Origin of the sequence: Pseudomonas sp. DVZ6, assembly GCF_024259445.1 — a bacterium.
GTDB lineage: Bacteria > Pseudomonadota > Gammaproteobacteria > Pseudomonadales > Pseudomonadaceae > Aquipseudomonas > Aquipseudomonas peradeniyensis.
In genome coordinates this window covers 50,968-73,409 of the sequence record NZ_JANCLM010000019.1, presented here as the reverse complement: position 1 = coordinate 73,409, position 22,442 = coordinate 50,968, and the positions used below count along the sequence as shown (strand labels likewise).

The window sequence follows — 22,442 nt, the reverse complement described above, 5'->3', positions numbered from 1 at the left end:
TTCAGCATTCGAAGGCGTTTTTCAGCCAATGAAGCGGTTGCCCCGCATGCCCCTGGCCCTGCAGGGCGACTACGTCGAAACGGCAGGGGTGGGTGGCCCAGTGAGGCGTTTGCTGCAGGAAGAGGTTGGCGGCCAGCGCCAGTCGCTGCTGCTTGCGCCCATCGATACTGGCGAGCGCTCCGCCGAACTCCGCATGCAACCGGTAGCGGACTTCGACGAATACTACTGTATCGGCATCGAGCATGACCAGATCGAGCTCGCCCCGCTTGCATCGCCAGTTGCGCGCCAGCAGCCGCAGGCCTTGCCCTTGAAGGTAGTCAAGGGCATGGTCCTCGGCGGCCTGGCCGGCATGGCTGGGCGATGCGCCAGGCATCAGCGCGGCGTGTCCGGCAGGCGCTTGACCTGACCGCCGGCGAACTCGGCCCACGGCAGCTGGCGTTCGACGCGCTGGTTGGCATTCATGCTCAGGCTGCCGGACAGGCCTTCGACGCGGTTGTCCGGCAGTGCCTTGAGCTGGCCCAGGCGCGGTGCCAGGCTGTAGGCATCGACGCCCATGGCGTACAGGCGGCCGAGGCTGCCGGCGGCCTGCGGCCACTGCTGCACGACCTGCTGGCGCAGGCTGTTGCTGGTGTCCAGCAGCCACGGCGTTTCGCAGAAGCGGATGCCGTTCATGTCGTTGTACTGGTTGACGTCGCCGCTGGCGCTGTACAGGTTGGAGGTGGCGTAGACCGGCACGTCGCCGGCGTACTGGAAGTTCAGCGTCGGCTTGATCTGCTGGGCCTGCTGCGGCGTCGAGGCGAGGAAGATGAAGTCGATGTCCTGGCGACGCGAAGGCTGGGCGGCGATGTTGCCGCCGACGGTGCTCTGCAGGCTCTTGGCGCGGCCTTCGCTCTGGCGCAGCTGGAACAGGTCGGCGATCTGCTGGGCGAGGGCGACCGGCTGGGCGATGCGCTGGGCGCTGATCAGGGTGCCGCCATTGCCTTCCCAGTCCTGACGGAAGGCGGCGAGCACGCGGTCGCCCCACTCACCGCTCGGCACCAGGGCCACGGCGCGGACCATGCCGTCGGCGCGGGCGCGGCGGGCGACTTCGCGGGCTTCGTCTTCGGCGGCCAGACCGAACTGGAACAGTTGCGGCGGGGCTTTCTGGCCGGCGTCAGCGTAGTTCAGGGCCAGGGTGGTGATGGGCAGTTGCGGGTAGGCGGCGAGCTTCTTGACCAGCGGTTTTTCCAGCGGGCCGACCACCAGTTGCACACCGGCGGCCTGGGCCTGGCGGTAGAAGTCATCGAGCGAGGTGATGCGCGAGCTGTCGAACACCTGCACCGCCGGGGCCGGCTGGCCACCTTGCTGGGCCTGGAAGTGGGCGGCCATGAAGCCGTCGCGCAGGGCGCGGGCGACGCCGGCCAGCGGGCCTTCCTGGGGCAGCAGCAGGGCGATCTTGGTCAGCGGCTGGCTGGCCAGCTCCTTGAGCTTGACCAGGGCGGTCGGCAGTTGCCTGGCCGCCGGGTGCTCGGGGTGTTGCTGGCGCCAGCTGTCGATGGCGGCCTGTTGCTGTTCCAGGGTGCCGGCGCGCTTCACGGCGAGGGCCAGGCTGGTCCAGCCGGCCAGGGTCTCGTTGGCGGCGGGCTGCTGCAGTTGCTCTGCGGGCAGCGAGGCGACCAGGGCCCAGGTCGCGTCGTTGTTGGCGGCGGCGGCCTGCTCGCTGAGCAGCGGCGCCAGCAGTACGCGCTGCTGGGCGGCGGCCAGGGCCTGGCCATCGGCTTCGAGGGCGGCGGCGTGGACGCTGTAGGTGCGAACCTGCTGCTCGGCCGGCAGTTCGCCGACGCGCTGCAGGCTCGGGTGGCCGAGGGCGGTCAGGGCGGCCTTGGGCTGGTTGCGGCTCATGGCCAGTTCCGCGGCCAGGGTCGAGGCGAACACCTGCTGGGCGGGCTTGAGCGGTTCCAGCGGGACCTGCTCGAGGATCCGGGCCGCGCGCGGGAAGTCCTTCTGCTTGTATGCCAGGTCCGCGGCGCTCAGGCGCAGCAGGGCCGCGTCCTCGGCGGACTTGCTGGAGGCTGCCTTCTCGAGCAGTTGCTCGATGCTGGCGTCCGGGGTGCGCGGCAGTTCGCCCAGGCTGGATGAGGGCGAGCTGGCGCAGGCTGCCAGCAGGGCAGCGAGGCAGAGGGCTGTGAGCAGCCGCAGACAAGCGATCATGTAAAGGTCCTGTTACTCGATCAAGTTGGCCGGCAATTGTACCCAAGCGGGGGGCGGGGCGCGATCTCGTCGACACTGATCCTTCACTATAGGTGGCCGCTGGGGGTGCCGGGGGTGAAGTTCTTTGCGCCCTGTTACCGGCGCTCGGGCTACAATGACGACCTTTGATCCGGAAAGCAGGTGTGCGCAGTGACTGATGTTGCAGGGGTTTCGAAATCCACGTTGGGCAAGCTTTACGTCGTCGCCACGCCCATCGGCAACCTCGACGACATGAGCGCCCGGGCGCTGAAGGTGCTGGCCGACGTGAGCCTGATCGCCGCCGAGGACACCCGTCACTCGGTGCGCCTGCTGCAGCATTTCGGCATCGACACGCCGCTGGCGGCCTGCCATGAGCACAACGAGCGCGATGAAGGCGGGCGTTTCATCACCCGCCTGCTGGCCGGCGACGATGTGGCGCTGGTGTCCGATGCCGGCACCCCGCTGATTTCCGACCCGGGCTATCACCTGGTGCGCCAGGCGCGTGCCGCCGGGGTGCAGGTGGTGCCGGTGCCCGGCGCCTGCGCGCTGATCGCCGCGCTGTCGGCGGCGGGGCTGCCGTCGGACCGCTTCATCTTCGAGGGGTTCCTGCCGGCCAAGGCCGCCGGGCGCAAGGCGCGCCTGGAGCAGGTCAGGGAAGAGCCGCGCACGCTGATCTTCTATGAGGCGCCGCATCGCATCCTCGAATGCCTGCAAGACATGGAGGCGGTGTTCGGTGGCGAGCGTCCGGCGTTGTTGGCCCGCGAGATCACCAAGACCTTCGAGACCCTGAAGGGGCTGCCCCTGGCCGAGCTGCGCGCGTTCGTGCAGGACGACAGCAACCAGCAGCGTGGCGAGTGCGTGGTACTGGTGGCTGGCTGGAGCGCGCCGGAGGGCGAGCAGGCGATCAGCGCCGAGGCCCAGCGCGTGCTCGACCTGCTGCTGGCCGAGCTGCCGTTGAAGAAGGCCGCGGCATTGGCGGCCGAGATTACCGGAGTACGCAAGAACCTGCTCTACCAGTTGGCGCTGGAGAAACAGAAATCCCATTAATGGCGTAATGGTATTATTTGTCACATCGCTTGTTCTTGGGCGCGCCTACCGGTAACCTTGGCGGCGGAGAGTCGATCGGACAGTCGCTGCCGTCTTTTGTTCCGCAAGAGGCGGGGGAGGAAAGTCCGGGCTCCATAGGGCAGAGTGCCAGGTAACGCCTGGGAGGCGCGAGCCTACGGAAAGTGCCACAGAAAACAACCGCCTAAGCACTTCGGTGCCGGTAAGGGTGAAAAGGTGCGGTAAGAGCGCACCGCACGGCTGGCAACAGTCCGTGGCTAGGTAAACCCCACTCGGAGCAAGACCAAATAGGGTTCCATACGGCGTGGCCCGCGTCGGAACCGGGTAGGTTGCTAGAGGCGTCCAGTGATGGCCGTCGTAGAGGAATGACTGTCCTCGACAAAACCCGGCTTACAGATCGACTCTCCACCTCTTCCCTCCCTGCTTGAATCGATAGCAGAAGCGTCCTGGTAATACCGAAAAATTCTTACTCTTAATAAATCACTTTAACTTCGCACTCTATCCGCTTGAGTGTGTTTGATTTTTCCCGTCAGTTTTCTTCTCCGGCAATCCTTCCACCTTCCTTTGTTGAGCTAAATCGCCGTCCTGTAAGGGATTTCCTTATGAACGTGCCTTGACGGTGTGGCGGGCGGATTCCTATAGTGTGCGCAAGTGGCAGAAAGTGGGATGAAGTGGGTTTTCTGACACAAAAAAGCTAACATTGTGGGGAATCGCAGCCGTGTTCCGCGGAGCCAACGCCGTCAGCCTCGATGCCAAGGGCCGTCTCGCCATGCCGAGCCGGTACCGTGACGAGCTCGATTCGCGTTGCAATGGTCAACTGATCGTGACCATCGACGCCGTTGACCCCTGCTTGTGTGTTTATCCCCTCGATGAGTGGGAACAGATAGAAGCCAAGTTGCGCGCCTTGCCGTCGTTGCGTGAGGAAAACCGTCGCCTGCAGCGTTTGCTGATCGGTAACGCGGTTGACCTGGAGCTCGATGGCAGCGGGCGTTTCCTGGTGCCGCCGCGCCTGCGTGAGTACGCCAAGCTGGACAAGAAGGCGATGCTGGTGGGGCAGCTGAACAAATTCCAGCTGTGGGATGAGGATGCCTGGAACGCGGTTTCGGCAGCCGACCTTGCAGCTATTCAACAACCGGGCGCCATGCCCGATGATTTGCGTGACCTGATCCTGTGACCATAGATAGCGGCTTCAACCACATCACCGTCCTCCTCGACGAAGCCGTCGAGGCCTTGGCCCTGCGCGCCGACGGTTGCTATCTGGACGGCACCTTCGGGCGCGGCGGCCACAGCCGCCTGATCCTCAGCAAGCTCGGGCCGCAAGGGCGGCTGCTGGGGTTCGACAAGGATCCACAGGCGATTGCCACCGGGCAAGCGCTGGCGGCCGAAGACGGCCGCTTTGTCATTGTGCAGCGCAGCTTTGCCGAGCTGGGCGCCGAGGTGGCCGAGCGCGGACTGGACGGCAAGGTCGGCGGCATCCTGCTCGACCTGGGCGTGTCTTCGCCGCAGCTCGATGACCCCGAGCGCGGCTTCAGCTTCCTCAACGACGGCCCGCTGGACATGCGCATGAACCCGGACCAGGGCGTCAGCGCCGCCGAGTTCATCGCCACCGCGCCAGAGGAAGAAATCGCCCGCGTGTTCAAGGAATACGGCGAGGAGCGCTTCGCCAAGCGCATGGCCCGTGCCGTGGTGCTGCGCCGCGAGCAGCAGCCGTTCACCCGCACCGGCGATCTGGCCGAGGTGCTCAAGGTCGCCAACCCGGCCTGGGAGAAGGGCAAGAACCCGGCCACCCGTGCCTTCCAGGGGCTGCGCATCCACGTCAACAACGAACTGGGCGACCTGGAGACCGGCCTCGAAGCCGCGATCGACGCGCTGGAGGTCGGTGGCCGCCTGGCGGTGATCAGCTTCCATTCCCTCGAGGATCGCATCGTCAAGCTGTTCATGCGCAAGCTGGCCAAGGGCGAGCAGGACAACCTGCCGCGCAACCTGCCGGTACAGCACAAGACCTTCGAGCCGAAGATCAAGCTCATCGGCAAGGCGCAGTTCGCCTCCGAAGTCGAGCTCAAGGCCAACCCGCGATCGCGCAGCGCCGTGATGCGGGTGGCGGAGAAGTTGCGGTGAGCCGGCTGTTTGCCAAACCTTTGCCAGGCGGAAGCTTCCTGATGCTTCTGCTGTTCGTCGCCGTCCTGATTTCGGCCATTGCCGTCTCCTACAGCGCCCACTGGAACCGCCAGCTGCTCAACACCCTGTACGGTGAGCTGAGCGAGCGCGACAAGGCCCAGGCCGAGTGGGGTCGGCTGATCCTCGAGCAAAGCACCTGGACCGCGTCCAGCCGTATCGAGAGCCTGGCCTCCGAGCAGCTCAAGATGCGCGTGCCCGCCGCTGACGAAGTGCGGATGGTGGCGCCATGATGAAGCTCGAGGGCGCACTCTACCCCTGGCGGTTCAGGGTGGTGATCGGCTTGCTGGCGCTGATGGTCGGTGCCATCTGCTGGCGCATCATCGACCTGCAGGTGGTCGACCGTGACTTCCTCAAGGGCCAGGGCGATGCCCGCAGCCTGCGTCATATCCCCATTCCCGCGCACCGTGGCCTGATCACCGATCGCAATGGCGAGCCGCTGGCCGTCAGTACCCCGGTCACCACCCTGTGGGCTAACCCCAAGGAGATGCAGGCAGCCAAGGAACGCTGGCCGCAGCTGGCCGCCGCGCTCGGGCAGAACCCGCAGCAGCTGACCGAGCGCCTCACCCAGCAGGCCAGCAAGGAATTCATCTACCTGGTCCGCGGCCTGACCCCGGAGCAGGGCCAGCACGTGCTCGACCTGAAGGTGCCGGGCGTCTACGGCCTGGAAGAGTTCCGCCGCTTCTATCCGGCCGGCGATGTCACCGCGCACATGGTCGGCTTCACCGACCTGGACGACCATGGTCGTGAAGGCGTCGAGCTGGCCTATGACGAATGGCTCGCCGGAGTGCCCGGCAAGCGGCAGGTGATCAAGGACCGGCGCGGCCGGCTGATCAAGGACATCCAGGTAACCAAGAACGCCAAGGCCGGCAAGACCTTGGCGTTGTCGATAGACCTGCGCCTGCAATACCTGGCCACCCGCGAACTGCGCAACGCCATCGCCGAACAGGAAGCCAAGGCCGGCAGCCTGGTGATCATGGACGTCAAGACCGGCGAGGTCCTGGCCATGGTCAACCAGCCGACCTACAACCCCAACAACCGCCGCAGCATGTTCCCGGCGGCCATGCGCAACCGGGCGATCATCGACGTCTTCGAGCCGGGCTCGACGGTCAAGCCGATCTCCATGAGCGCGGCGCTGCAGAGCGGCCGCTGGAAACCCACCGACAAGGTCGAGGTGTATCCGGGCAGCCTGCAAATTGGTCGCTACACCATCAAGGACGTGTCCAGGAGCGAGGGCCCGATCCTCGACCTGACCGGCATCCTGATCAACTCGTCCAACGTCGGCATGAGCAAGATCGCCTTCGATATCGGTGGCGAGGCCATCTACCGGGTGATGTCCCAGGTCGGTCTGGGCCAGTACACCGGCCTCGGTTTCCCGGGCGAGCGCGTCGGCAACCTGCCCAACCACCGCGAGTGGCGCAAGGCCGAGACCGCGACCCTGTCGTACGGTTACGGCGTGTCGGTGACCGCCCTGCAACTGGTGCATGCCTACGCCGCGCTGGCCAACGACGGCAAGATGGTGCCGCTGTCGATCCTCAAGGTCGACAAGGCGCCGGAAGCCGTGCAGGCGATCCCCAAGGAAACCGCCGAAACCGTGCAGGCCATGCTGCAGCAGGTGATCGAGGCGCCGCGCGGGGTATTCCGCGCCCAGGTGCCGTTCTACCACGTGGGGGGCAAGTCGGGTACCGCGCGCAAGGCCACCGTCGGCTCCAAGGGCTACACCGAGAACGCCTATCGCTCGCTGTTCGCTGGCTTCGGCCCGATGAGCGACCCGCGCTACGCCATCGTCGTGGTCATCGACGAGCCGAGCAAGGGCGGCTACTTCGGCGGCCTGGTCTCGGCCCCCGTATTCAGCAAAGTGATGTCGGGCACCCTGCGCCTGATGAATGTACCGCCGGACAACCTGCCGCCCTCGACGCAGCAAGCCAGCGCAGTACCCGCCAAGGGAGGGCGAGGTTGATGACGATGCCATTGAGCAAACTGTTTGCCCATGCCAGCCGCGATCCGTTGATCCGCGAGCTGACCCTGGACAGCCGCGCCGTGCGTCCGGGCGACCTGTTCCTGGCCGTGCCGGGGGCCAAGGTCGATGGTCGCGCGCATATCGCCGATGCCTTGGCCCGTGGCGCCGCCGCGGTGGCCTATGAAGAGCAGGGTGCCAGCGTGCTGCCGCTCACCGATGCGCCGCTGATTCCGGTCAAGGGCCTGATCGGCCAGTTGTCGCAGATCGCCGGGCGCTTCTATGGCGAACCGAGCCGTCAGCTCGACCTGGTCGGCGTGACCGGTACCAACGGCAAGACCAGCGTGACCCAGCTGCTGGGCCAGGCGCTTGATGCCCTTGGCCGGCGTTGTGGCCTGATCGGCACGCTTGGCACTGGCTTCTATGGCGAGCTGCAGAGTGGTCGCCTGACCACGCCGGACCCGATTGCTGTGCAATCGACCTTGAACGACCTGAAAAAGGGCGGCGCCAAGGCCGTGGCCATGGAGGTTTCCTCCCATGCCCTCGAACAGGGTCGGGTGGCCGCGCTGGACTTCGATATCGCGGTGATGACCAACCTGTCCCGCGACCACCTGGACTACCACGGCAGCATGGAGGCCTACGAGGCCGCCAAGGCCAAGCTGTTCGCCTGGCCAAGCCTGCGCGCCCGGGTGGTCAACCTGGACGATGACTTTGGGCGTCGCCTGGCAGACGCTCCAGCCACATCGCGCCTGATCAGCTACAGCCTGCAGGATTCGGCGGCGACGCTGTTCTGCAAAGAGTCTGCCTTCAACGATGATGGCGTGCGCGCCGTGATCGTCACCCCACAGGGCGAGCATGTCCTGCGCAGCCGTCTGCTGGGGCGTTTCAATCTGAGCAACATGCTGGCGGCGGTAGCCACGCTGATGGCGCTGGATTACCCGCTGGATGAAATTCTCAAGGTCACCCCGCAACTGCACGGGCCGGTCGGTCGCATGCAGCGCCTGGGTGGCGGTGACAAGCCGTTGGTGGTGGTCGATTACGCCCACACTCCGGATGCTCTGGAGAAAGTACTCGAAGCCTTGCGTCCGCACGCTCACGGCAAGCTGCTGTGCCTATTCGGCTGTGGTGGCGATCGTGACGCCGGCAAGCGTCCGCTGATGGCCGAAGTGGCCGAGCGCCTGGCCGACCGTGTGCTGGTCACCGACGACAACCCGCGTAGCGAAGACCCCCTGCGGATCTTTGCCGATATTCGCCCCGGTTTCGCCAAGCCTGCGGCCGTCGCGTTCGTCGCCGGCCGTGGCACGGCCATTGCCCAACTGATCGCCAGTGCCAGGGCCGACGACGTGATCGTCTTGGCAGGCAAGGGTCACGAGGACTACCAGGAGATCAACGGCAAGCGCCATGACTTCTCCGACCTGGTCGAAGCCGACAAGGCACTTGCAGCCTGGGAGGCGCCACATGCTTAAGCCGATGATTCTCAGCCAGCTGACCGGTGCCCTGGGTGCACGCCTGGCAGGGGCCGACGCCAGCTTCAGCGGAGTGAGCATCGACAGCCGCACCGTCGGTGCCGGCCAGCTGTTCGTCGCCCTGACCGGGCCGCGCTTCGATGGCCACGACTATCTGGCCGACGTGAAAGCCAAAGGCGCCGTCGCCGCGCTGGTCGAGCGTGAAGTCAGCGATGTCGACCTGCCACAGCTGCTGGTCGCCGATTGCCGTATCGCCCTTGGCCAGCTCGGCGCCCTGAACCGTGCCGCCTTCGACAAGCCGGTGGTGGCCATCACCGGCTCCAGCGGCAAGACCACGGTCAAGGAAATGCTCGCCGCGATCCTGCGCACCCGCGGGCCGGTGCATGCCACCCGTGGCAACCTGAACAACGACCTCGGCGCACCTTTGACCCTGCTGGAGATCGCTCCGGAGCACAGCGCCGCGGTGATCGAGCTGGGCGCCTCGCGCATTGGCGAGATTCGCTACACCGTTGGCCTGACCCAGCCGCAAGTGGTCATCATCAATAACGCCGGTACCGCCCATGTCGGTGAGTTCGGTGGCCCGGAGAAGATCGTCGAGGCCAAGGGCGAAATCCTCGAAGGCCTGGGCGAGGGCGGCACGGCCATCCTCAACCTGGCCGACAAGGCGTTCGAGATCTGGCGCAAGCGGGCAGGCGCTCACCGCATCTTCAGTTTCGCCCTGGACAATCCGCAGGCGGACTTCCACGCCAGTGATATCGGGCGCGACGCTCGTGGCTGCCCGTCGTTCACCCTGCACGGCCCGACTGGCAGCGTCCCGGTGCAGTTGAACCTGCTCGGCACCCACAACGTCAGCAACGCCCTGGCCGCTGCGGCCGCCGCCCATGCCGTCGGTCTGAGCCTGAGCGGCATCGCCGCCGGTCTGAACGCCGTGCAACCGGTCAAGGGCCGCACCGTGGCGCAGATCGCGCCGAACGGCGTGCGGGTCATCGACGACAGCTACAACGCAAATCCCACCTCGATGTGCGCCGCCATTGATATACTCGCCGGCTTTTCCGGACGCACCGTCCTGGTGCTCGGGGATATCGGCGAACTGGGGCAATGGGCCGAGGAAGGTCACCGCCAGGTGGGTGACTACGCACGCGGCAAGGTCGACGCGCTGTACGCGGTGGGTGCCAACATGGCTCATGCGGTCAAGGCGTTCGGCGCCAATGCCCGCCATTTCGCCACTCAAGCTGAGCTTATCGCTGCCGTTGGCACCGAGAATGCCAGCGACACCACTATCTTGATCAAGGGCTCGCGCAGCGCTGCGATGGAAAACGTCGTGGCCGCACTGTGTGGTGCCAGCGGGGAGAAACATTAATGCTGCTGCTGTTGGCTGAGTATCTGCAACAGTTCCACAAGGGCTTCGCGGTCTTCCAGTACCTGACCCTGCGCGGGATCCTGGGTGTGCTGACCGCGTTGTCACTGGCCCTGTGGTTGGGCCCGTGGATGATCCGTACCCTGCAGACCCGCCAGATCGGTCAGGCCGTGCGCAACGACGGCCCGCAATCGCACCTGTCCAAATCCGGCACCCCGACCATGGGCGGCGCGCTGATCCTGTCCGCCATCGCCATCAGCACCCTGCTGTGGGCCGACCTGACCAATCGCTACGTATGGGTTGTCTTGATCGTCACCCTGGCGTTCGGCGCCATCGGCTGGGTCGATGACTACCGCAAGGTGATCGAGAAGAACTCCCGCGGCCTGCCAAGCCGCTGGAAATATTTCTGGCAGTCGGTGTTCGGCCTGGCCGCGGCGATCTTCCTGTACAAGACCGCGCCGACCAGCGTCGAGACCACGCTGATCATTCCGATGCTCAAGGACCTGGCGATTCCGCTGGGCGCCGGGTTCATCGTGCTGACCTATTTCGTCATCGTCGGCTCGAGCAACGCGGTCAACCTGACCGACGGCCTCGATGGCCTGGCGATCATGCCGACGGTGATGGTCGGCGGTGCCCTGGGCATCTTCTGCTACCTGTCGGGCAACGTGAAGTTCGCCGAATACCTGCTGATCCCGTACGTGCCTGGCGCGGGCGAGCTGATCGTGTTCTGCGGCGCGCTGATCGGCGCCGGCCTGGGCTTCCTGTGGTTCAACACCTACCCGGCCCAGGTGTTCATGGGCGACGTCGGCGCACTGGCGCTGGGCGCGGCCCTGGGGACCATCGCGGTGATCGTCCGCCAGGAGATCGTCCTGTTCATCATGGGCGGCGTGTTCGTGATGGAAACCCTGTCGGTGGTCATCCAGGTGGCTTCGTTCAAGCTCACCGGCAAGCGCGTGTTCCGCATGGCGCCGATCCATCACCACTTTGAACTCAAGGGTTGGCCCGAGCCACGGGTGATCGTCCGCTTCTGGATCATCACCGTGATTCTGGTGCTGATTGGCCTTGCCACCCTGAAACTGAGGTAACCGAGCGTGTCACTGATCGCTTCCGACCAATTCCGCATCGTTGTCGGCCTCGGCAAGAGCGGCATGTCCCTGGTTCGCTTCCTGGCGAACCGGGGCATTGCCTTTGCGGTCGCCGACACCCGCGAGCAACCGCCGGAACTGGACACCCTGCGCCGTGAGTACCCGCAGGTGGAAGTGCGCTGTGGCGAGCTGGACGTGGATTTCCTGTGCCGGGCCAACGAGCTGTACGTGAGCCCCGGCCTGGCCCTGGCCACGCCTGCCCTGCAGCAGGCTGCCGCGCGCGGCGTGAAGCTGTCCGGCGACATCGAGCTGTTCGCCCGCCACGCCAAGGCGCCGATCATCGCCATCAGCGGCTCCAACGCCAAGAGCACCGTGACCACCCTGGTCGGCGAGATGGTCGCCAAGGCAGGCAAACGTGTGGCAGTCGGCGGCAACCTTGGCACCCCGGCCCTCGACCTGCTGGCCGACGATGTCGAGCTGTACGTGCTGGAGCTGTCGAGCTTCCAGCTGGAGACCACCGACCAGCTCAACGCCGAAGTGGCCACCGTGCTGAACATCAGCGAAGACCACATGGACCGCTACAGCGGCCTGCCGGCCTATCACCTGGCCAAGCACCGGATCTTCCGCGGCGCCCGCCAGGTGGTGGTGAACCGCCAGGATGCCCTGAGCCGTCCATTGCCGGTCGAAGGCCGGCCGAGCTGGAGCTTCGGTCTCAACGCGCCGGACTTCAAGGCCTTTGGCCTGCGCGAGGTCGAGGGCGAGAAGTACCTGGCCTTCGAATTCCGGGCCCTCATGCCGGTGCGTGAGCTGAAGATCCGTGGCGCCCACAACCAGAGCAATGCCCTGGCCGCGTTGGCTCTCGGCCATGCCGCCGGCCTGCCATTCGAGCCGATGCTCGAGGCGCTGCGTGAATTCAAGGGCCTGGCCCATCGCTGCCAGTGGGTACGTGAGCGCAACGGAGTGAACTGGTACGACGATTCCAAGGCCACCAACGTCGGTGCGGCCCTGGCCGCCATCGAAGGCCTGGGCGCCGATATCGAAGGCAAGCTGGTACTGATCGCCGGTGGCGACGGCAAGGGCGCCGACTTCGCCGCCCTGCGCGAGCCGGTGGCTCAACACTGCCGTGCCGTGGTGCTGCTCGGCCGTGACGCCGAGCGTCTGGCCGAAACCTTGGGCGATGCCGTGGCGCAAGTCCGGGTCAAGAGCCTCGACGAAGCCGTGCAGCGTTGCGCCGAGCTGGCCCAGCCGGGTGACGCGGTACTGCTGTCGCCTGCCTGCGCCAGCCTCGACATGTTCAAGAATTTCGAAGAACGCGGGCGCCTGTTCGCCCAGGCGGCGGAGGGGCTGGCATGATCTTCGGCATCCTCAAACCGTACCCGTCGCCGCTGATCAGCGGCCGTGGCATCGACCTCGACTTCCCGCTGCTGGCCGGTTGCCTGGCGCTGCTGGGCCTGGGCCTGGTGATGATTACTTCGGCCTCCTCGGAAGTGGCCGCGGTGCAGTCGGGCAACCCGCTGTACCACATGTTCCGCCACCTGGTGTACGTCACCCTCGGCCTGGGCGCCGGGTTGATGACCATGCTGGTGCCGATCGCCACCTGGCAGCGCATGGGCTTCCTCATGCTGATCGGTGCCTTCGGCCTGCTGGTGCTGGTACTGGTACCGGGTATTGGCCGCGAAGTGAACGGTTCGATGCGCTGGATCGGCTTCAGCTTCTTCAACGTGCAGCCGTCGGAGATCGCCAAGGTCTTCGTGGTCATCTACCTCGCTGGCTACCTGGTGCGCCGGCAGACCGAGGTGCGCGAGAGCTGGATGGGCTTCTTCAAGCCGTTCATCGTGCTGCTGCCGATGGCCGGCCTGCTGCTGATGGAGCCGGACTTCGGCGCCACGGTGGTGATGATGGGCGCCGCGGCGGCCATGCTGTTCCTTGGCGGGGTAGGGTTGTTCCGCTTCTCGCTGATGGTGGTGCTGGCGGTCATTTCGGTGGTGGTGCTGGTCCAGGCCCAGCCGTACCGCATGGCGCGCCTGATCACCTTCACCGACCCCTGGTCCGACCAGTTCGGCTCCGGCTACCAGCTGACCCAGGCGCTGATCGCCTTCGGCCGCGGCGAGTGGCTGGGTGTGGGCCTGGGCAACAGTGTGCAGAAGCAGTTCTACCTGCCCGAGGCGCACACCGACTTCGTGTTCTCGGTGCTGGCCGAAGAGCTGGGCGTGATCGGCTCGCTGCTGACCATCGCGCTGTTCGTCTTCATTACCGTGCGTGCGCTGTACATCGGCCTGTGGGCCGAGAAGGCCAAGCAGTTCTTCGCCGCCTACATGGCCTTTGGCCTGTCGTTCCTGTGGATCGGCCAGTTCCTGATCAACATCGGCGTGAACGTCGGCCTGCTGCCGACCAAGGGCCTGACCCTGCCGTTCCTCAGCTACGGCGGCAGCTCGCTGGTGATCTGCTGCGCCTGCGTAGGGCTGTTGCTGCGCATCGAGTGGGAGAGTCGCACGCACCTGGGCAGCGAGGAACACGAATTCAAGGAGAGCGATTTTGCCGAGGAGACCAGTCATGGCCGCTGACGGCAAGAACATCCTGATCATGGCCGGCGGTACCGGGGGCCACGTGTTCCCGGCCCTGGCCTGCGCCCGCGAGTTCCAGGCCCGTGGCTACAGCGTGCACTGGCTGGGCACCCCGCGTGGCATCGAGAACGAACTGGTACCCCAGGCCGGCCTGCCGCTGCACTTGATCCAGGTCACCGGCCTGCGTGGCAAGGGCAAGCTGTCGCTGCTCAAGGCACCGTTCACTTTGATCAAGGCCGTGCTGCAGGCGCGGCGCATCGTGCGTGAGCTCAAGCCGGTCTGCGTGGTCGGCTTCGGTGGCTATGTGACCGGCCCCGGCGGTGTTGCCGCCCGCTTGTGCGGGGTGCCGCTGGTGATCCACGAGCAGAATGCCCGCGCCGGCACCACCAATCGCCTGCTGCTGCCGTTGGCCGCACGTGTCTGCGAAGCCTTCCCGGACACCTTCGCCGCCAGCGACAAGCTGCGCACCACCGGCAATCCGGTGCGTGCTGAGCTGTTCATGGAGGCGGCACGCGCGCCCCTGGCCGAGCGCCGTGCGCGCCTGCTGGTCATGGGCGGCAGCCTGGGTGCGGAACCATTGAACAAATTGTTGCCTAAGGCCCTGTCCGAAGTGCCGGCGAACCTGCGCCCCGAGGTGTTCCACCAGGCCGGGAAAAATCACGCCCCTGTCACCGCCGAGCGTTATCACGAGGCGGGTGTCGAGGCCCAGGTCGAACCGTTCATCAAGGACATGGCCCATGCCTATGGCTGGGCCGATATGGTGGTGTGCCGGGCCGGCGCCCTGACCGTCAGCGAACTCGCGGCGGCGGGCCTGCCCTCGATGCTGGTGCCCTTGCCCCATGCCATCGACGACCACCAGACCCACAACGCCCAATACCTGGCTCGCGAAGGCGCCGCCTTCCTGATGCCACAAGCGACTACTGGCGCAGCGCAGCTCGCTGAACGCCTGAACGAGGTGCTGATGCAACCCGAGAAACTCAACGCCATGGCCGGCACCGCCCGCCGCCTGGCCAAACCTGGCGCAACCAGCACCGTGGTCGATATCTGCCTGGAGGTGGCCCATGGTTGAGAGCCAGAAAGCCATGCCCCACCCGAAAATGGGCCGTATCCGTCGCATCCACTTCGTCGGTATCGGCGGCGTGGGCATGTGCGGCATTGCCGAAGTGCTGCTGAACCTGGGCTATGAAGTGTCCGGTTCCGACCTGAAAGAGTCGCCGGTGACCGAGCGCCTGCAGTCGTTCGGCGCGCAGATCTTCGTCGGCCACCGCGCCGAGAACGCCGCCAACGCCGATGTGCTGGTGGTGTCGAGCGCGATCAACCCGGCCAACCCGGAAGTCGCCACCGCCCTGGAACGCCGCATTCCCGTGGTGCCACGCGCCGAGATGCTCGCCGAGCTGATGCGCTACCGTCACGGCGTTGCCGTTGCCGGCACCCACGGCAAGACCACCACCACCAGCCTGCTGGCCTCGGTGTTCGCCGCCGGCGGCCTGGACCCGACCTTCGTCATCGGCGGTCGCCTGACCGCGGCCGGCACCAACGCGCAGCTGGGCACCAGCCGCTACCTGATCGCCGAGGCCGACGAGAGCGACGCCAGCTTCCTGCACCTGCAGCCGATGGTCGCCGTGGTCACCAATATCGATGCCGATCACATGGCCACCTACGAGGGTGACTTCAACAAGCTGAAGAAGACCTTCGTCGAGTTCCTGCACAACTTGCCGTTCTACGGGCTGGCGGTGATGTGCCTGGACGACCCGGTGGTGCGCGAGATCCTGCCGCAGGTCAAGCGTCCGACCGTCACCTACGGCTTCAGCGAAGAGGCCGATATCCGCGCCATCAACGTGCGCCAGCAAGGCATGCAGACCCACTTCACCGTGCTGCGCCGTGACTGCGAGCCGCTGGAAGTGTCGGTGAACATGCCGGGCAACCACAACGTGCTCAACGCCCTGGCCACCATCGCCATCGCCACCGACGAAGGCATCAGCGACCAAGCCATCGTTCAGGGCCTGTCGGGCTTCCAGGGCGTTGGTCGACGCTTCCAGGTGTACGGCGAGTTGCCGGTCGACGGCGGCAGCGTGATGCTGGTCGACGACTACGGCCATCACCCGACCGAAGTCGCCGCGGTGATCAAGGCCGTGCGTGGCGGCTGGCCGAGCCGTCGCCTGGTGATCGTCTACCAGCCGCACCGCTACAGCCGCACCCGCGACCTGTACGACGATTTCGTGCAGGTGCTGGGCGATGCCAACGTGCTGCTGCTGATGGAGGTCTACCCGGCCGGCGAAGAGCCGATCCCTGGTGCCGACAGCCGCCAGCTGTGCCACAGCATCCGCCAGCGCGGCAAGCTCGACCCAATCTACATCGAGCGCGGCGCCGAGCTCGCGCCACTGGTCAAACCGCTGCTGCGCGCCGGCGACATCCTGATCTGCCAGGGTGCCGGTGATGTCGGCGGCCTGGCCCCGCAACTGATGAAAAGCCCGCTGTTCGCCGGCGCCAAGCAGGAGAAGTCGAAATGACCAGCGCCTACGACACGCTGCATTCCACCCTTGACGTCAAGGCCTTCGGCCGCGTCGCCGTGTTGTACGGTGGCAAGAGCGCCGAGCGCGAGGTCTCGCTCAAGTCGGGCAGGGCCGTGATCGAGGCGCTGAGCAGCGCCGGAGTCGACGTGGTCGCCATCGACGTCGGTGACGACCTGCTGGATCGCTTGCAGAACGAGAAGATTGACCGCGCCTTCATCATCCTCCACGGCCGTGGCGGTGAGGACGGCAGCATGCAGGGCCTGCTCGAATGCCTGGGCATCCCTTACACCGGCAGCGGCATCCTCGCCTCGGCGCTGGCCATGGACAAGCTGCGCACCAAGCAGGTGTGGCAGAGCCTGGGCATCCCGACCCCGCGTCACGCGGTGCTGGGCAGCGAGCAGGATTGTGTTGCCGCCAGTGCGGAACTGGGCTTCCCGTTGATCGTCAAACCTGCCCATGAAGGTTCGAGCATCGGCATGGCCAAGGTGAACAGCGAGCAGGAACTGGTCGCCGCCTGGAAAGACGCCGCCAAATACGATTCGCAGGTACTGGTCGAGCAATGGATCCACGGCCCGGAGTTCACCGTCGCCGTATTGCGTGGCCAGGTGCTGCCGCCGATCGCGCTGGGCACCCCGCACGTGTTCTACGACTACGACGCCAAGTACATCGCCAATGACACCCAGTACCGCATCCCGTGCGGCCTGGACAGCGTCAAGGAACAGGAACTGATCGACCTGACCGCGCGCGCCTGCGATGCCGTTGGCATCGAGGGTTGGGGCCGGCTGGACGTGATGCAGGACGAGCAGGGCCGGTTCTGGCTGCTCGAGGTCAACACCGCACCGGGCATGACCGACCATAGCCTGGTGCCCATGGCGGCCCGCGCCGCCGGCCTGGACTTCCAGCAACTGGTGCTGGCGATCCTGGCCGACAGCGTAGCGAAGCGAGGTTAACCAGCCATGCAAGGCGCGATGATACGTCAGCAACCACCCGTTACCGGCCGCAGCAAGCCGGTGCCACGTGGTGCCAGCCGACTGGTGGCCGACGAGCCCGTATCGGCGCGCCTGCCTCGGCCAAGCTTCGGCGGTCTCAAGCGCCTGTTGTGGCCGGTGCTGCTGGTGGCCGCAGGCTTTGGCGCCTACGAGGGCGCCATCCGCCTGATGCCCTACGCCGACCGGCCGATCACCAAAATCGACGTGCAGGGCGACCTCAGCTACATCAGCCAGCAGTCGGTGCAGCAGCGGATCGCGCCGTACGTGGCGGCGAGCTTCTTCACCGTCGACCTGGCGGCGATGCGCGTGGAGCTGGAGCAGATGCCCTGGATCGCCCACGCCGAAGTGCGCCGGGTGTGGCCGGACGAGGTGGTGATCCGCCTGGAAGAACAGTTGCCGGTGGCGCGCTGGGGCGACGAGGCCTTGCTCAACAACCAGGGCCAGGCCTTCACCCCGCGCGAGCTGGCCAACTACGAGCACCTGCCGCAGCTGTTCGGGCCGCAGCGCGCTCAGCAACAAGTCATGCAGCAGTATCAGGTATTGAGCCAGATGCTGCGCCCCATGGGCTTTTCCATCGCTCGCCTGGAGCTGCGCGAGCGAGGCAGCTGGTTCCTGACCACCGGTGCGGGCAGCGCCGGGGCGGGCGTCGAGCTGCTGCTGGGGCGCGACCATCTGGTGGAGAAGATGCGCCGTTTCATTGCCATTTACGACAAATCGCTTAAAGACCAGATCACCAATATCGCCCGCATCGATCTGCGTTATTCCAACGGACTTGCCGTTGGTTGGCGGGAACCGAATGCACCGACGACGGCCCAACCCGCCGTTGCGAAGAATTAGAGAGAGGCAGGACCATGGCAAACGCGCATAGCGGCAAAATGATCGTCGGGCTGGACATCGGCACCTCCAAGGTGGTGGCGCTGGTGGGTGAGGTCGGCGAGGACGGCACCCTGGAGATCGTCGGGATCGGCACCCATCCGTCCCGCGGCCTGAAGAAGGGCGTGGTGGTGAACATCGAATCGACCGTGCAGTCGATCCAGCGCGCCGTCGAAGAGGCCCAGCTGATGGCCGGCTGCCGCATCCACTCGGCGTTCGTCGGCGTGGCCGGCAACCACATCCGCAGCCTGAACTCCCACGGCATCGTCGCCATCCGCGACCGCGAAGTCAGCACCGCCGACCTCGAGCGCGTGCTCGACGCCGCCCAGGCCGTGGCCATTCCGGCTGACCAGCGGGTGCTGCACACCCTGCCGCAGGACTACGTGATCGACAACCAGGAGGGCGTGCGCGAGCCCCTGGGCATGTCGGGCGTGCGCCTGGAAGCCAAGGTCCACGTGGTCACCTGCGCGGTCAACGCGGCGCAGAACATCGAGAAGTGCGTGCGCCGCTGCGGCCTGGAAATCGACGACATCATCCTCGAGCAGCTGGCCTCGGCCTACTCGGTGCTGACTGACGACGAGAAAGAGCTGGGCGTGTGCCTGGTGGACATCGGTGGCGGCACCACCGACATCGCCATCTTCACCGAAGGCGCGATCCGTCACACCGCGGTGATCCCGATCGCCGGTGATCAGGTCACCAACGACATCGCCATGGCCCTGCGCACCCCCACGCAGTACGCCGAGGAAATCAAGATCCGCTACGCCTGCGCCCTGGCCAAGCTGGCCGGCGCCGGCGAGACCATCAAGGTGCCGAGCGTCGGCGACCGCCCGCCACGCGAGCTGTCGCGCCAGGCCCTGGCCGAAGTGGTGGAGCCGCGTTACGACGAGCTGTTCACCCTGATCCAGGCTGAACTGCGTCGCAGCGGTTTCGAGGACCTGGTGCCGGCCGGCATCGTCCTCACCGGCGGCACCGCGAAGATGGAAGGCGCCGTGGAACTGGCCGAGGAGATCTTCCACATGCCGGTACGCCTGGGCGTGCCGCACAGCGTTCGGGGCCTGAGCGACGTGGTGCGCAACCCGATCTATTCCACCGGCGTGGGCCTGCTCACCTACGGCCTGCAGAAGCAGTCCGAGGACCCGTCCCTGACCGGTATCAGCAACAGCAACAGCAGCAACAACAGCTATGGCGATGAACCGAAGGGCCCTGTGCTTGAACGACTCAAGCGTTGGGTCCAGAGCAACTTCTAAGTTTCAAAGCAGTAGTGGTAGGCGCGACAACTAGAGAACTGTAAGGAGAGGGAAAATGTTCGAGCTCGTAGACAACGTCCCGCAAAGTCCGGTCATCAAGGTGATCGGCGTTGGCGGTGGCGGCGGCAACGCCGTCAACCACATGGTCAAGAGCAGCATCGAAGGCGTGGAATTCATCTGCGCCAACACCGATGCTCAGGCGCTGAAAAACATCGGCGCACGCACCATCCTGCAACTGGGCACGGGTGTGACCAAGGGCCTGGGTGCCGGTGCCAATCCGGAAGTCGGTCGTCAGGCCGCGCTGGAAGACCGTGAGCGCATCGCCGAGGTGCTGCAGGGCACCAACATGGTGTTCATCACCACCGGCATGGGCGGCGGTACCGGTACCGGCGCGGCGCCAATCATCGCCGAAGTGGCGAAAGAGATGGGTATCCTCACCGTTGCGGTGGTGACCCGTCCGTTCCCGTTCGAGGGCCGCAAGCGCATGCAGATCGCCGACGAAGGCATCCGCATGCTGGCTGAGAGCGTCGACTCGCTGATCACCATCCCCAACGAGAAGCTGCTGACCATCCTGGGCAAGGATGCAAGCCTGCTGTCCGCCTTCGCCAAGGCCGACGACGTGCTGGCCGGTGCCGTTCGCGGTATCTCCGACATCATCAAGCGTCCGGGCATGATCAACGTCGACTTTGCCGACGTGCGCACCGTGATGGGCGAGATGGGCATGGCGATGATGGGTACCGGTTGCGCCAGCGGCCCGAACCGTGCTCGCGAAGCCACCGAGGCGGCGATCCGCAACCCGCTGCTCGAGGACGTCAACCTGCAGGGCGCCCGCGGCATCCTGGTGAACATCACCGCCGGTCCCGACCTGTCGCTGGGCGAGTACTCCGACGTGGGTAGCATCATCGAGGCCTTCGCCTCCGACCACGCGATGGTCAAGGTCGGCACCGTGATCGATCCGGACATGCGCGACGAGCTGCACGTGACCGTGGTGGCCACTGGCCTGGGCGCGCGTATCGAGAAACCGGTCAAGGTGGTCGACAACACCCTGCAGACTGCCCAGCAGGTGTATGAGTCCTCCAACCCGGCCCCGGTTCGCCAGGAGCAGTCGGCGGTCAACTACCGTGACCTGGAGCGTCCGACCGTGATGCGCAACCAGGCCCACGCGGGTGCCGCGGCGGCAGCTAAACTCAACCCTCAGGATGATCTGGACTACCTGGATATCCCGGCGTTCCTGCGTCGTCAGGCCGATTAATGGAATTTATCAGGGGTATTAGGGTGATTGGTGTTCAGCAAAGGCCGGGTCTGTTATCATCCCCAGCCTTTGTTGATACCTGTTCGCAATTTGCGCTGAAGCGGCCAATGCCATGATTAGACAACGCACCCTGAAGAATACCATCCGTGCCACAGGTGTCGGCCTGCACTCCGGGGAGAAGGTCTACCTGACCCTCAAGCCTGCGCCTGTCGACACCGGCATCGTCTTCCGTCGCGCCGACCTCGACCCTGTGGTCGAAATCCCGGCGCGCGCGGCCAACGTCGGTGAGACCACCATGTCCACGACATTGGTCAACGGTGACGTCAAAGTCGATACGGTCGAGCACCTGCTCTCCGCCATGGCGGGCCTGGGCATCGATAACGCCTACGTCGAGCTCTCCGCCTCGGAAGTGCCGATCATGGATGGCAGCGCCGGACCCTTCGTATTCCTGATCCAATCGGCCGGCCTGGAAGAACAGGACGCAGCCAAGAAGTTCATCCGCATCCTGCGCGAAGTGACAGTGGAAGAGGGCGACAAGCGCGCCACTTTCCTGCCTTTCGACGGGTTCAAGGTGAGCTTCGAGATCGACTTCGATCACCCGGTCCTCAAGGGCCAGACCCAGAGCGCGGTCGTCGATTTCTCCAGCACCTCGTTCGTCAAGGAAGTCAGCCGTGCCCGCACGTTCGGCTTCATGCGTGACATCGAGTACCTGCGCAAGCACAACCTTGCGTTGGGCGGCAGCGTGGAGAACGCCATCGTGGTCGACGAGACCGGTGTGCTTAACGAAGACGGCCTTCGTTCCGATGACGAATTCGTCAAGCACAAGATCCTCGACGCCATCGGCGACCTTTATCTGCTGGGCAATAGCCTGATCGGCGAGTTCAAGGGCTACAAGTCCGGGCACGCGCTGAACAACCAGCTGCTGCGCAAGCTGATCGCTGAAACGGACGCTTGGGAAGTGGTCACCTTCGAAGATGCCAGCACGGCACCGATCTCGTACATGCGCCCTGTTGCGGCCGTGTAAGTTCGAACACTCTCTCTAGTGATTAAGGCCACCTTCGGGTGGCCTTTTTTATGGAGTGCAGCCAGAAGGTGGAGCGTGGGAGCGGGCTTGACCCGCGATAGGCCCGCGCACGCTATCGCGGGGCAAGTCGGGTCGCCGCATCGCCGCTCCCACGTGGTCGTGTATCAGGCTTTGCTCTGCGCATGCGCCGCCAGGCGCTCCAGCGCTGCGCGCAGCTTCGGGTCGCTGATGCCCTCGGCCGAACCTAGGATGCTGTCTGCGGCAGATTCCGACAGTTCAGGCCCGTGACCTTCGTGTTTTGCTGCTACCAGCGGTGGTTGCACCTTGAACTGGATGCGGCTCAGGTTGGCGAACGCCTCCATGGCTTGCAGCTGGCGTTGCAGGCGCTTCTGCTGGTAGCGCAGACGGGTGGCCCAATGGCCGTCGGTTACCACCAGCAATAATGTCCCTTCCTTCCAGGAGGCCACGTGGCAGTGCTCGCGGGCGGCCGGTTGCAGCTGGCTTTCCAGCAGGCGCTGCAGGTGCTCGAGGCGTTCGGCCTGGTTGAGCAGCAGGCGCAGTGGCCGTGCCTTGCGCAACAGGTCGGCGGGGGGGCGGGCAGGGGTGGGTTTGTAGGCCATGGAGGTCTGCAGAGGGTTACAGGATCGACAGTCTACCAGTTGGGCAT

At 65.5% G+C, this 22,442-nt stretch carries 20 protein-coding genes and 1 other RNA gene; 18 read left to right on the top strand and 3 right to left on the bottom strand.

The genetic code is table 11. From position 1 onward, the window contains the following. Nucleotide 1: 1 nt before the first annotated feature. Complete coding sequence (locus NMG10_RS13160; protein WP_203647913.1) at nucleotides 2-373, bottom strand: YraN family protein; 372 nt, start codon at nucleotides 371-373, stop codon at nucleotides 2-4. Continuing rightward, complete coding sequence (locus tag NMG10_RS13155; protein ID WP_254464497.1) at nucleotides 373-2,190, bottom strand: penicillin-binding protein activator; 1,818 nt, start codon at nucleotides 2,188-2,190, stop codon at nucleotides 373-375. The genes NMG10_RS13160 and NMG10_RS13155 overlap by 1 nt, the downstream gene beginning before the upstream one ends. A gap of 189 nt (nucleotides 2,191-2,379) precedes the next feature. Here NMG10_RS13155 and rsmI point away from each other — a divergent pair, with 189 nt between their 5' ends. From rsmI to lpxC, 18 genes are all read left to right on the top strand, one after another. Further along, the gene (gene rsmI / locus NMG10_RS13150; RefSeq protein WP_274235419.1) at nucleotides 2,380-3,255 is read left to right on the top strand and encodes a 16S rRNA (cytidine(1402)-2'-O)-methyltransferase; all 876 of its coding nucleotides are present in this window, start codon (nucleotides 2,380-2,382) and stop codon (nucleotides 3,253-3,255) included. A gap of 67 nt (nucleotides 3,256-3,322) precedes the next feature. Then, nucleotides 3,323-3,682: RNase P RNA component class A (rnpB, locus tag NMG10_RS13145), an RNA gene on the top strand. Between the two features lie 309 nt (nucleotides 3,683-3,991). After that, nucleotides 3,992-4,447, top strand: coding sequence for a division/cell wall cluster transcriptional repressor MraZ (gene mraZ, locus NMG10_RS13140; protein WP_011535546.1), 456 nt, complete (start codon nucleotides 3,992-3,994; stop codon nucleotides 4,445-4,447). A gap of 2 nt (nucleotides 4,448-4,449) precedes the next feature. Then, the gene (rsmH, locus tag NMG10_RS13135) at nucleotides 4,450-5,391 is read left to right on the top strand and encodes a 16S rRNA (cytosine(1402)-N(4))-methyltransferase RsmH (RefSeq protein ID WP_254464503.1); all 942 of its coding nucleotides are present in this window, start codon (nucleotides 4,450-4,452) and stop codon (nucleotides 5,389-5,391) included. Beyond that, entirely contained in the window at nucleotides 5,388-5,681 is a 294-nt protein-coding gene (gene ftsL, locus NMG10_RS13130; RefSeq protein ID WP_028689746.1) for a cell division protein FtsL, read from the top strand. The genes rsmH and ftsL overlap by 4 nt, the downstream gene beginning before the upstream one ends. Continuing rightward, nucleotides 5,681-7,408, top strand: a complete 1,728-nt coding sequence (locus NMG10_RS13125; RefSeq protein WP_162232950.1) for a penicillin-binding protein 2 — start codon at nucleotides 5,681-5,683, stop codon at nucleotides 7,406-7,408. Before ftsL ends, NMG10_RS13125 begins: the two co-directional genes overlap by 1 nt. Then, a complete protein-coding gene (locus tag NMG10_RS13120) occupies nucleotides 7,408-8,871 on the top strand; it encodes a UDP-N-acetylmuramoyl-L-alanyl-D-glutamate--2,6-diaminopimelate ligase (protein ID WP_254464496.1) in 1,464 nt (487 codons plus the stop codon). Before NMG10_RS13125 ends, NMG10_RS13120 begins: the two co-directional genes overlap by 1 nt. Then, nucleotides 8,864-10,231 carry a UDP-N-acetylmuramoyl-tripeptide--D-alanyl-D-alanine ligase gene (gene murF / locus NMG10_RS13115; protein WP_234562084.1) on the top strand — a complete coding sequence of 456 codons (1,368 nt, stop codon included), beginning with the start codon at nucleotides 8,864-8,866 and terminating at the stop codon, nucleotides 10,229-10,231. Before NMG10_RS13120 ends, murF begins: the two co-directional genes overlap by 8 nt. Continuing rightward, on the top strand, nucleotides 10,231-11,313 hold the full coding sequence (gene mraY / locus NMG10_RS13110; protein ID WP_254464495.1) for a phospho-N-acetylmuramoyl-pentapeptide-transferase: 1,083 nt from the start codon (nucleotides 10,231-10,233) through the stop codon (nucleotides 11,311-11,313). Before murF ends, mraY begins: the two co-directional genes overlap by 1 nt. 6 nt (nucleotides 11,314-11,319) lie before the next feature. Beyond that, nucleotides 11,320-12,666: a UDP-N-acetylmuramoyl-L-alanine--D-glutamate ligase gene (gene murD, locus NMG10_RS13105; protein ID WP_254464494.1), complete on the top strand. Its 1,347-nt coding sequence runs from the start codon at nucleotides 11,320-11,322 to the stop codon at nucleotides 12,664-12,666. Beyond that, nucleotides 12,666-13,877, top strand: a complete 1,212-nt coding sequence (gene ftsW / locus NMG10_RS13100; protein WP_186732091.1) for a putative lipid II flippase FtsW — start codon at nucleotides 12,666-12,668, stop codon at nucleotides 13,875-13,877. Before murD ends, ftsW begins: the two co-directional genes overlap by 1 nt. After that, nucleotides 13,867-14,946 (top strand): undecaprenyldiphospho-muramoylpentapeptide beta-N-acetylglucosaminyltransferase, encoded by a 1,080-nt coding sequence (gene murG / locus NMG10_RS13095; RefSeq protein ID WP_203647907.1) that lies wholly within the window; start codon nucleotides 13,867-13,869, stop codon nucleotides 14,944-14,946. The genes ftsW and murG overlap by 11 nt, the downstream gene beginning before the upstream one ends. Next, nucleotides 14,939-16,387 carry a UDP-N-acetylmuramate--L-alanine ligase gene (gene murC / locus NMG10_RS13090; RefSeq protein ID WP_203647906.1) on the top strand — a complete coding sequence of 483 codons (1,449 nt, stop codon included), beginning with the start codon at nucleotides 14,939-14,941 and terminating at the stop codon, nucleotides 16,385-16,387. Before murG ends, murC begins: the two co-directional genes overlap by 8 nt. Continuing rightward, a complete protein-coding gene (locus tag NMG10_RS13085) occupies nucleotides 16,384-17,340 on the top strand; it encodes a D-alanine--D-alanine ligase (protein WP_203647905.1) in 957 nt (318 codons plus the stop codon). Before murC ends, NMG10_RS13085 begins: the two co-directional genes overlap by 4 nt. 6 nt (nucleotides 17,341-17,346) lie before the next feature. Continuing rightward, nucleotides 17,347-18,216, top strand: coding sequence for a cell division protein FtsQ/DivIB (locus NMG10_RS13080; protein WP_062364074.1), 870 nt, complete (start codon nucleotides 17,347-17,349; stop codon nucleotides 18,214-18,216). A 14-nt stretch (nucleotides 18,217-18,230) separates the two neighbouring features. Then, entirely contained in the window at nucleotides 18,231-19,499 is a 1,269-nt protein-coding gene (ftsA, locus tag NMG10_RS13075; RefSeq protein WP_028689735.1) for a cell division protein FtsA, read from the top strand. 55 nt (nucleotides 19,500-19,554) lie between these two features. Then, nucleotides 19,555-20,751 (top strand): cell division protein FtsZ, encoded by a 1,197-nt coding sequence (ftsZ, locus tag NMG10_RS13070; protein ID WP_054894013.1) that lies wholly within the window; start codon nucleotides 19,555-19,557, stop codon nucleotides 20,749-20,751. A 112-nt stretch (nucleotides 20,752-20,863) separates the two neighbouring features. Continuing rightward, entirely contained in the window at nucleotides 20,864-21,775 is a 912-nt protein-coding gene (gene lpxC, locus NMG10_RS13065; RefSeq protein WP_028689733.1) for a UDP-3-O-acyl-N-acetylglucosamine deacetylase, read from the top strand. Between the two features lie 164 nt (nucleotides 21,776-21,939). Here the strand turns inward: lpxC and NMG10_RS13060 are convergent, their stop codons facing one another. Next, nucleotides 21,940-22,395, bottom strand: coding sequence for a DUF721 domain-containing protein (locus NMG10_RS13060; RefSeq protein WP_232854667.1), 456 nt, complete (start codon nucleotides 22,393-22,395; stop codon nucleotides 21,940-21,942). Nucleotides 22,396-22,442 lie beyond the last annotated feature (47 nt).

Excerpts from the sequence above, each read along its gene's own strand:
- mraY (WP_254464495.1), top strand. The coding sequence starts at position 10,231 with ATGCTGCTGCTGTTGGCTGAGTATCTGCAACAGTTCCACAAGGGCTTC.
- murC (WP_203647906.1), top strand. The coding sequence starts at position 14,939 with ATGGTTGAGAGCCAGAAAGCCATGCCCCACCCGAAAATGGGCCGTATC.
- NMG10_RS13120 (WP_254464496.1), top strand. The coding sequence starts at position 7,408 with ATGACGATGCCATTGAGCAAACTGTTTGCCCATGCCAGCCGCGATCCG.
- NMG10_RS13080 (WP_062364074.1), top strand. The coding sequence starts at position 17,347 with ATGCAAGGCGCGATGATACGTCAGCAACCACCCGTTACCGGCCGCAGC.
- NMG10_RS13160 (WP_203647913.1), bottom strand. The coding sequence starts at position 373 with ATGCCTGGCGCATCGCCCAGCCATGCCGGCCAGGCCGCCGAGGACCAT.
- murG (WP_203647907.1), top strand. The coding sequence starts at position 13,867 with ATGGCCGCTGACGGCAAGAACATCCTGATCATGGCCGGCGGTACCGGG.
- NMG10_RS13060 (WP_232854667.1), bottom strand. The coding sequence starts at position 22,395 with ATGGCCTACAAACCCACCCCTGCCCGCCCCCCCGCCGACCTGTTGCGC.
- ftsZ (WP_054894013.1), top strand. The coding sequence starts at position 19,555 with ATGTTCGAGCTCGTAGACAACGTCCCGCAAAGTCCGGTCATCAAGGTG.
- murF (WP_234562084.1), top strand. The coding sequence starts at position 8,864 with ATGCTTAAGCCGATGATTCTCAGCCAGCTGACCGGTGCCCTGGGTGCA.
- NMG10_RS13085 (WP_203647905.1), top strand. The coding sequence starts at position 16,384 with ATGACCAGCGCCTACGACACGCTGCATTCCACCCTTGACGTCAAGGCC.
- NMG10_RS13155 (WP_254464497.1), bottom strand. The coding sequence starts at position 2,190 with ATGATCGCTTGTCTGCGGCTGCTCACAGCCCTCTGCCTCGCTGCCCTG.
- lpxC (WP_028689733.1), top strand. The coding sequence starts at position 20,864 with ATGATTAGACAACGCACCCTGAAGAATACCATCCGTGCCACAGGTGTC.
- NMG10_RS13125 (WP_162232950.1), top strand. The coding sequence starts at position 5,681 with ATGAAGCTCGAGGGCGCACTCTACCCCTGGCGGTTCAGGGTGGTGATC.
- ftsA (WP_028689735.1), top strand. The coding sequence starts at position 18,231 with ATGGCAAACGCGCATAGCGGCAAAATGATCGTCGGGCTGGACATCGGC.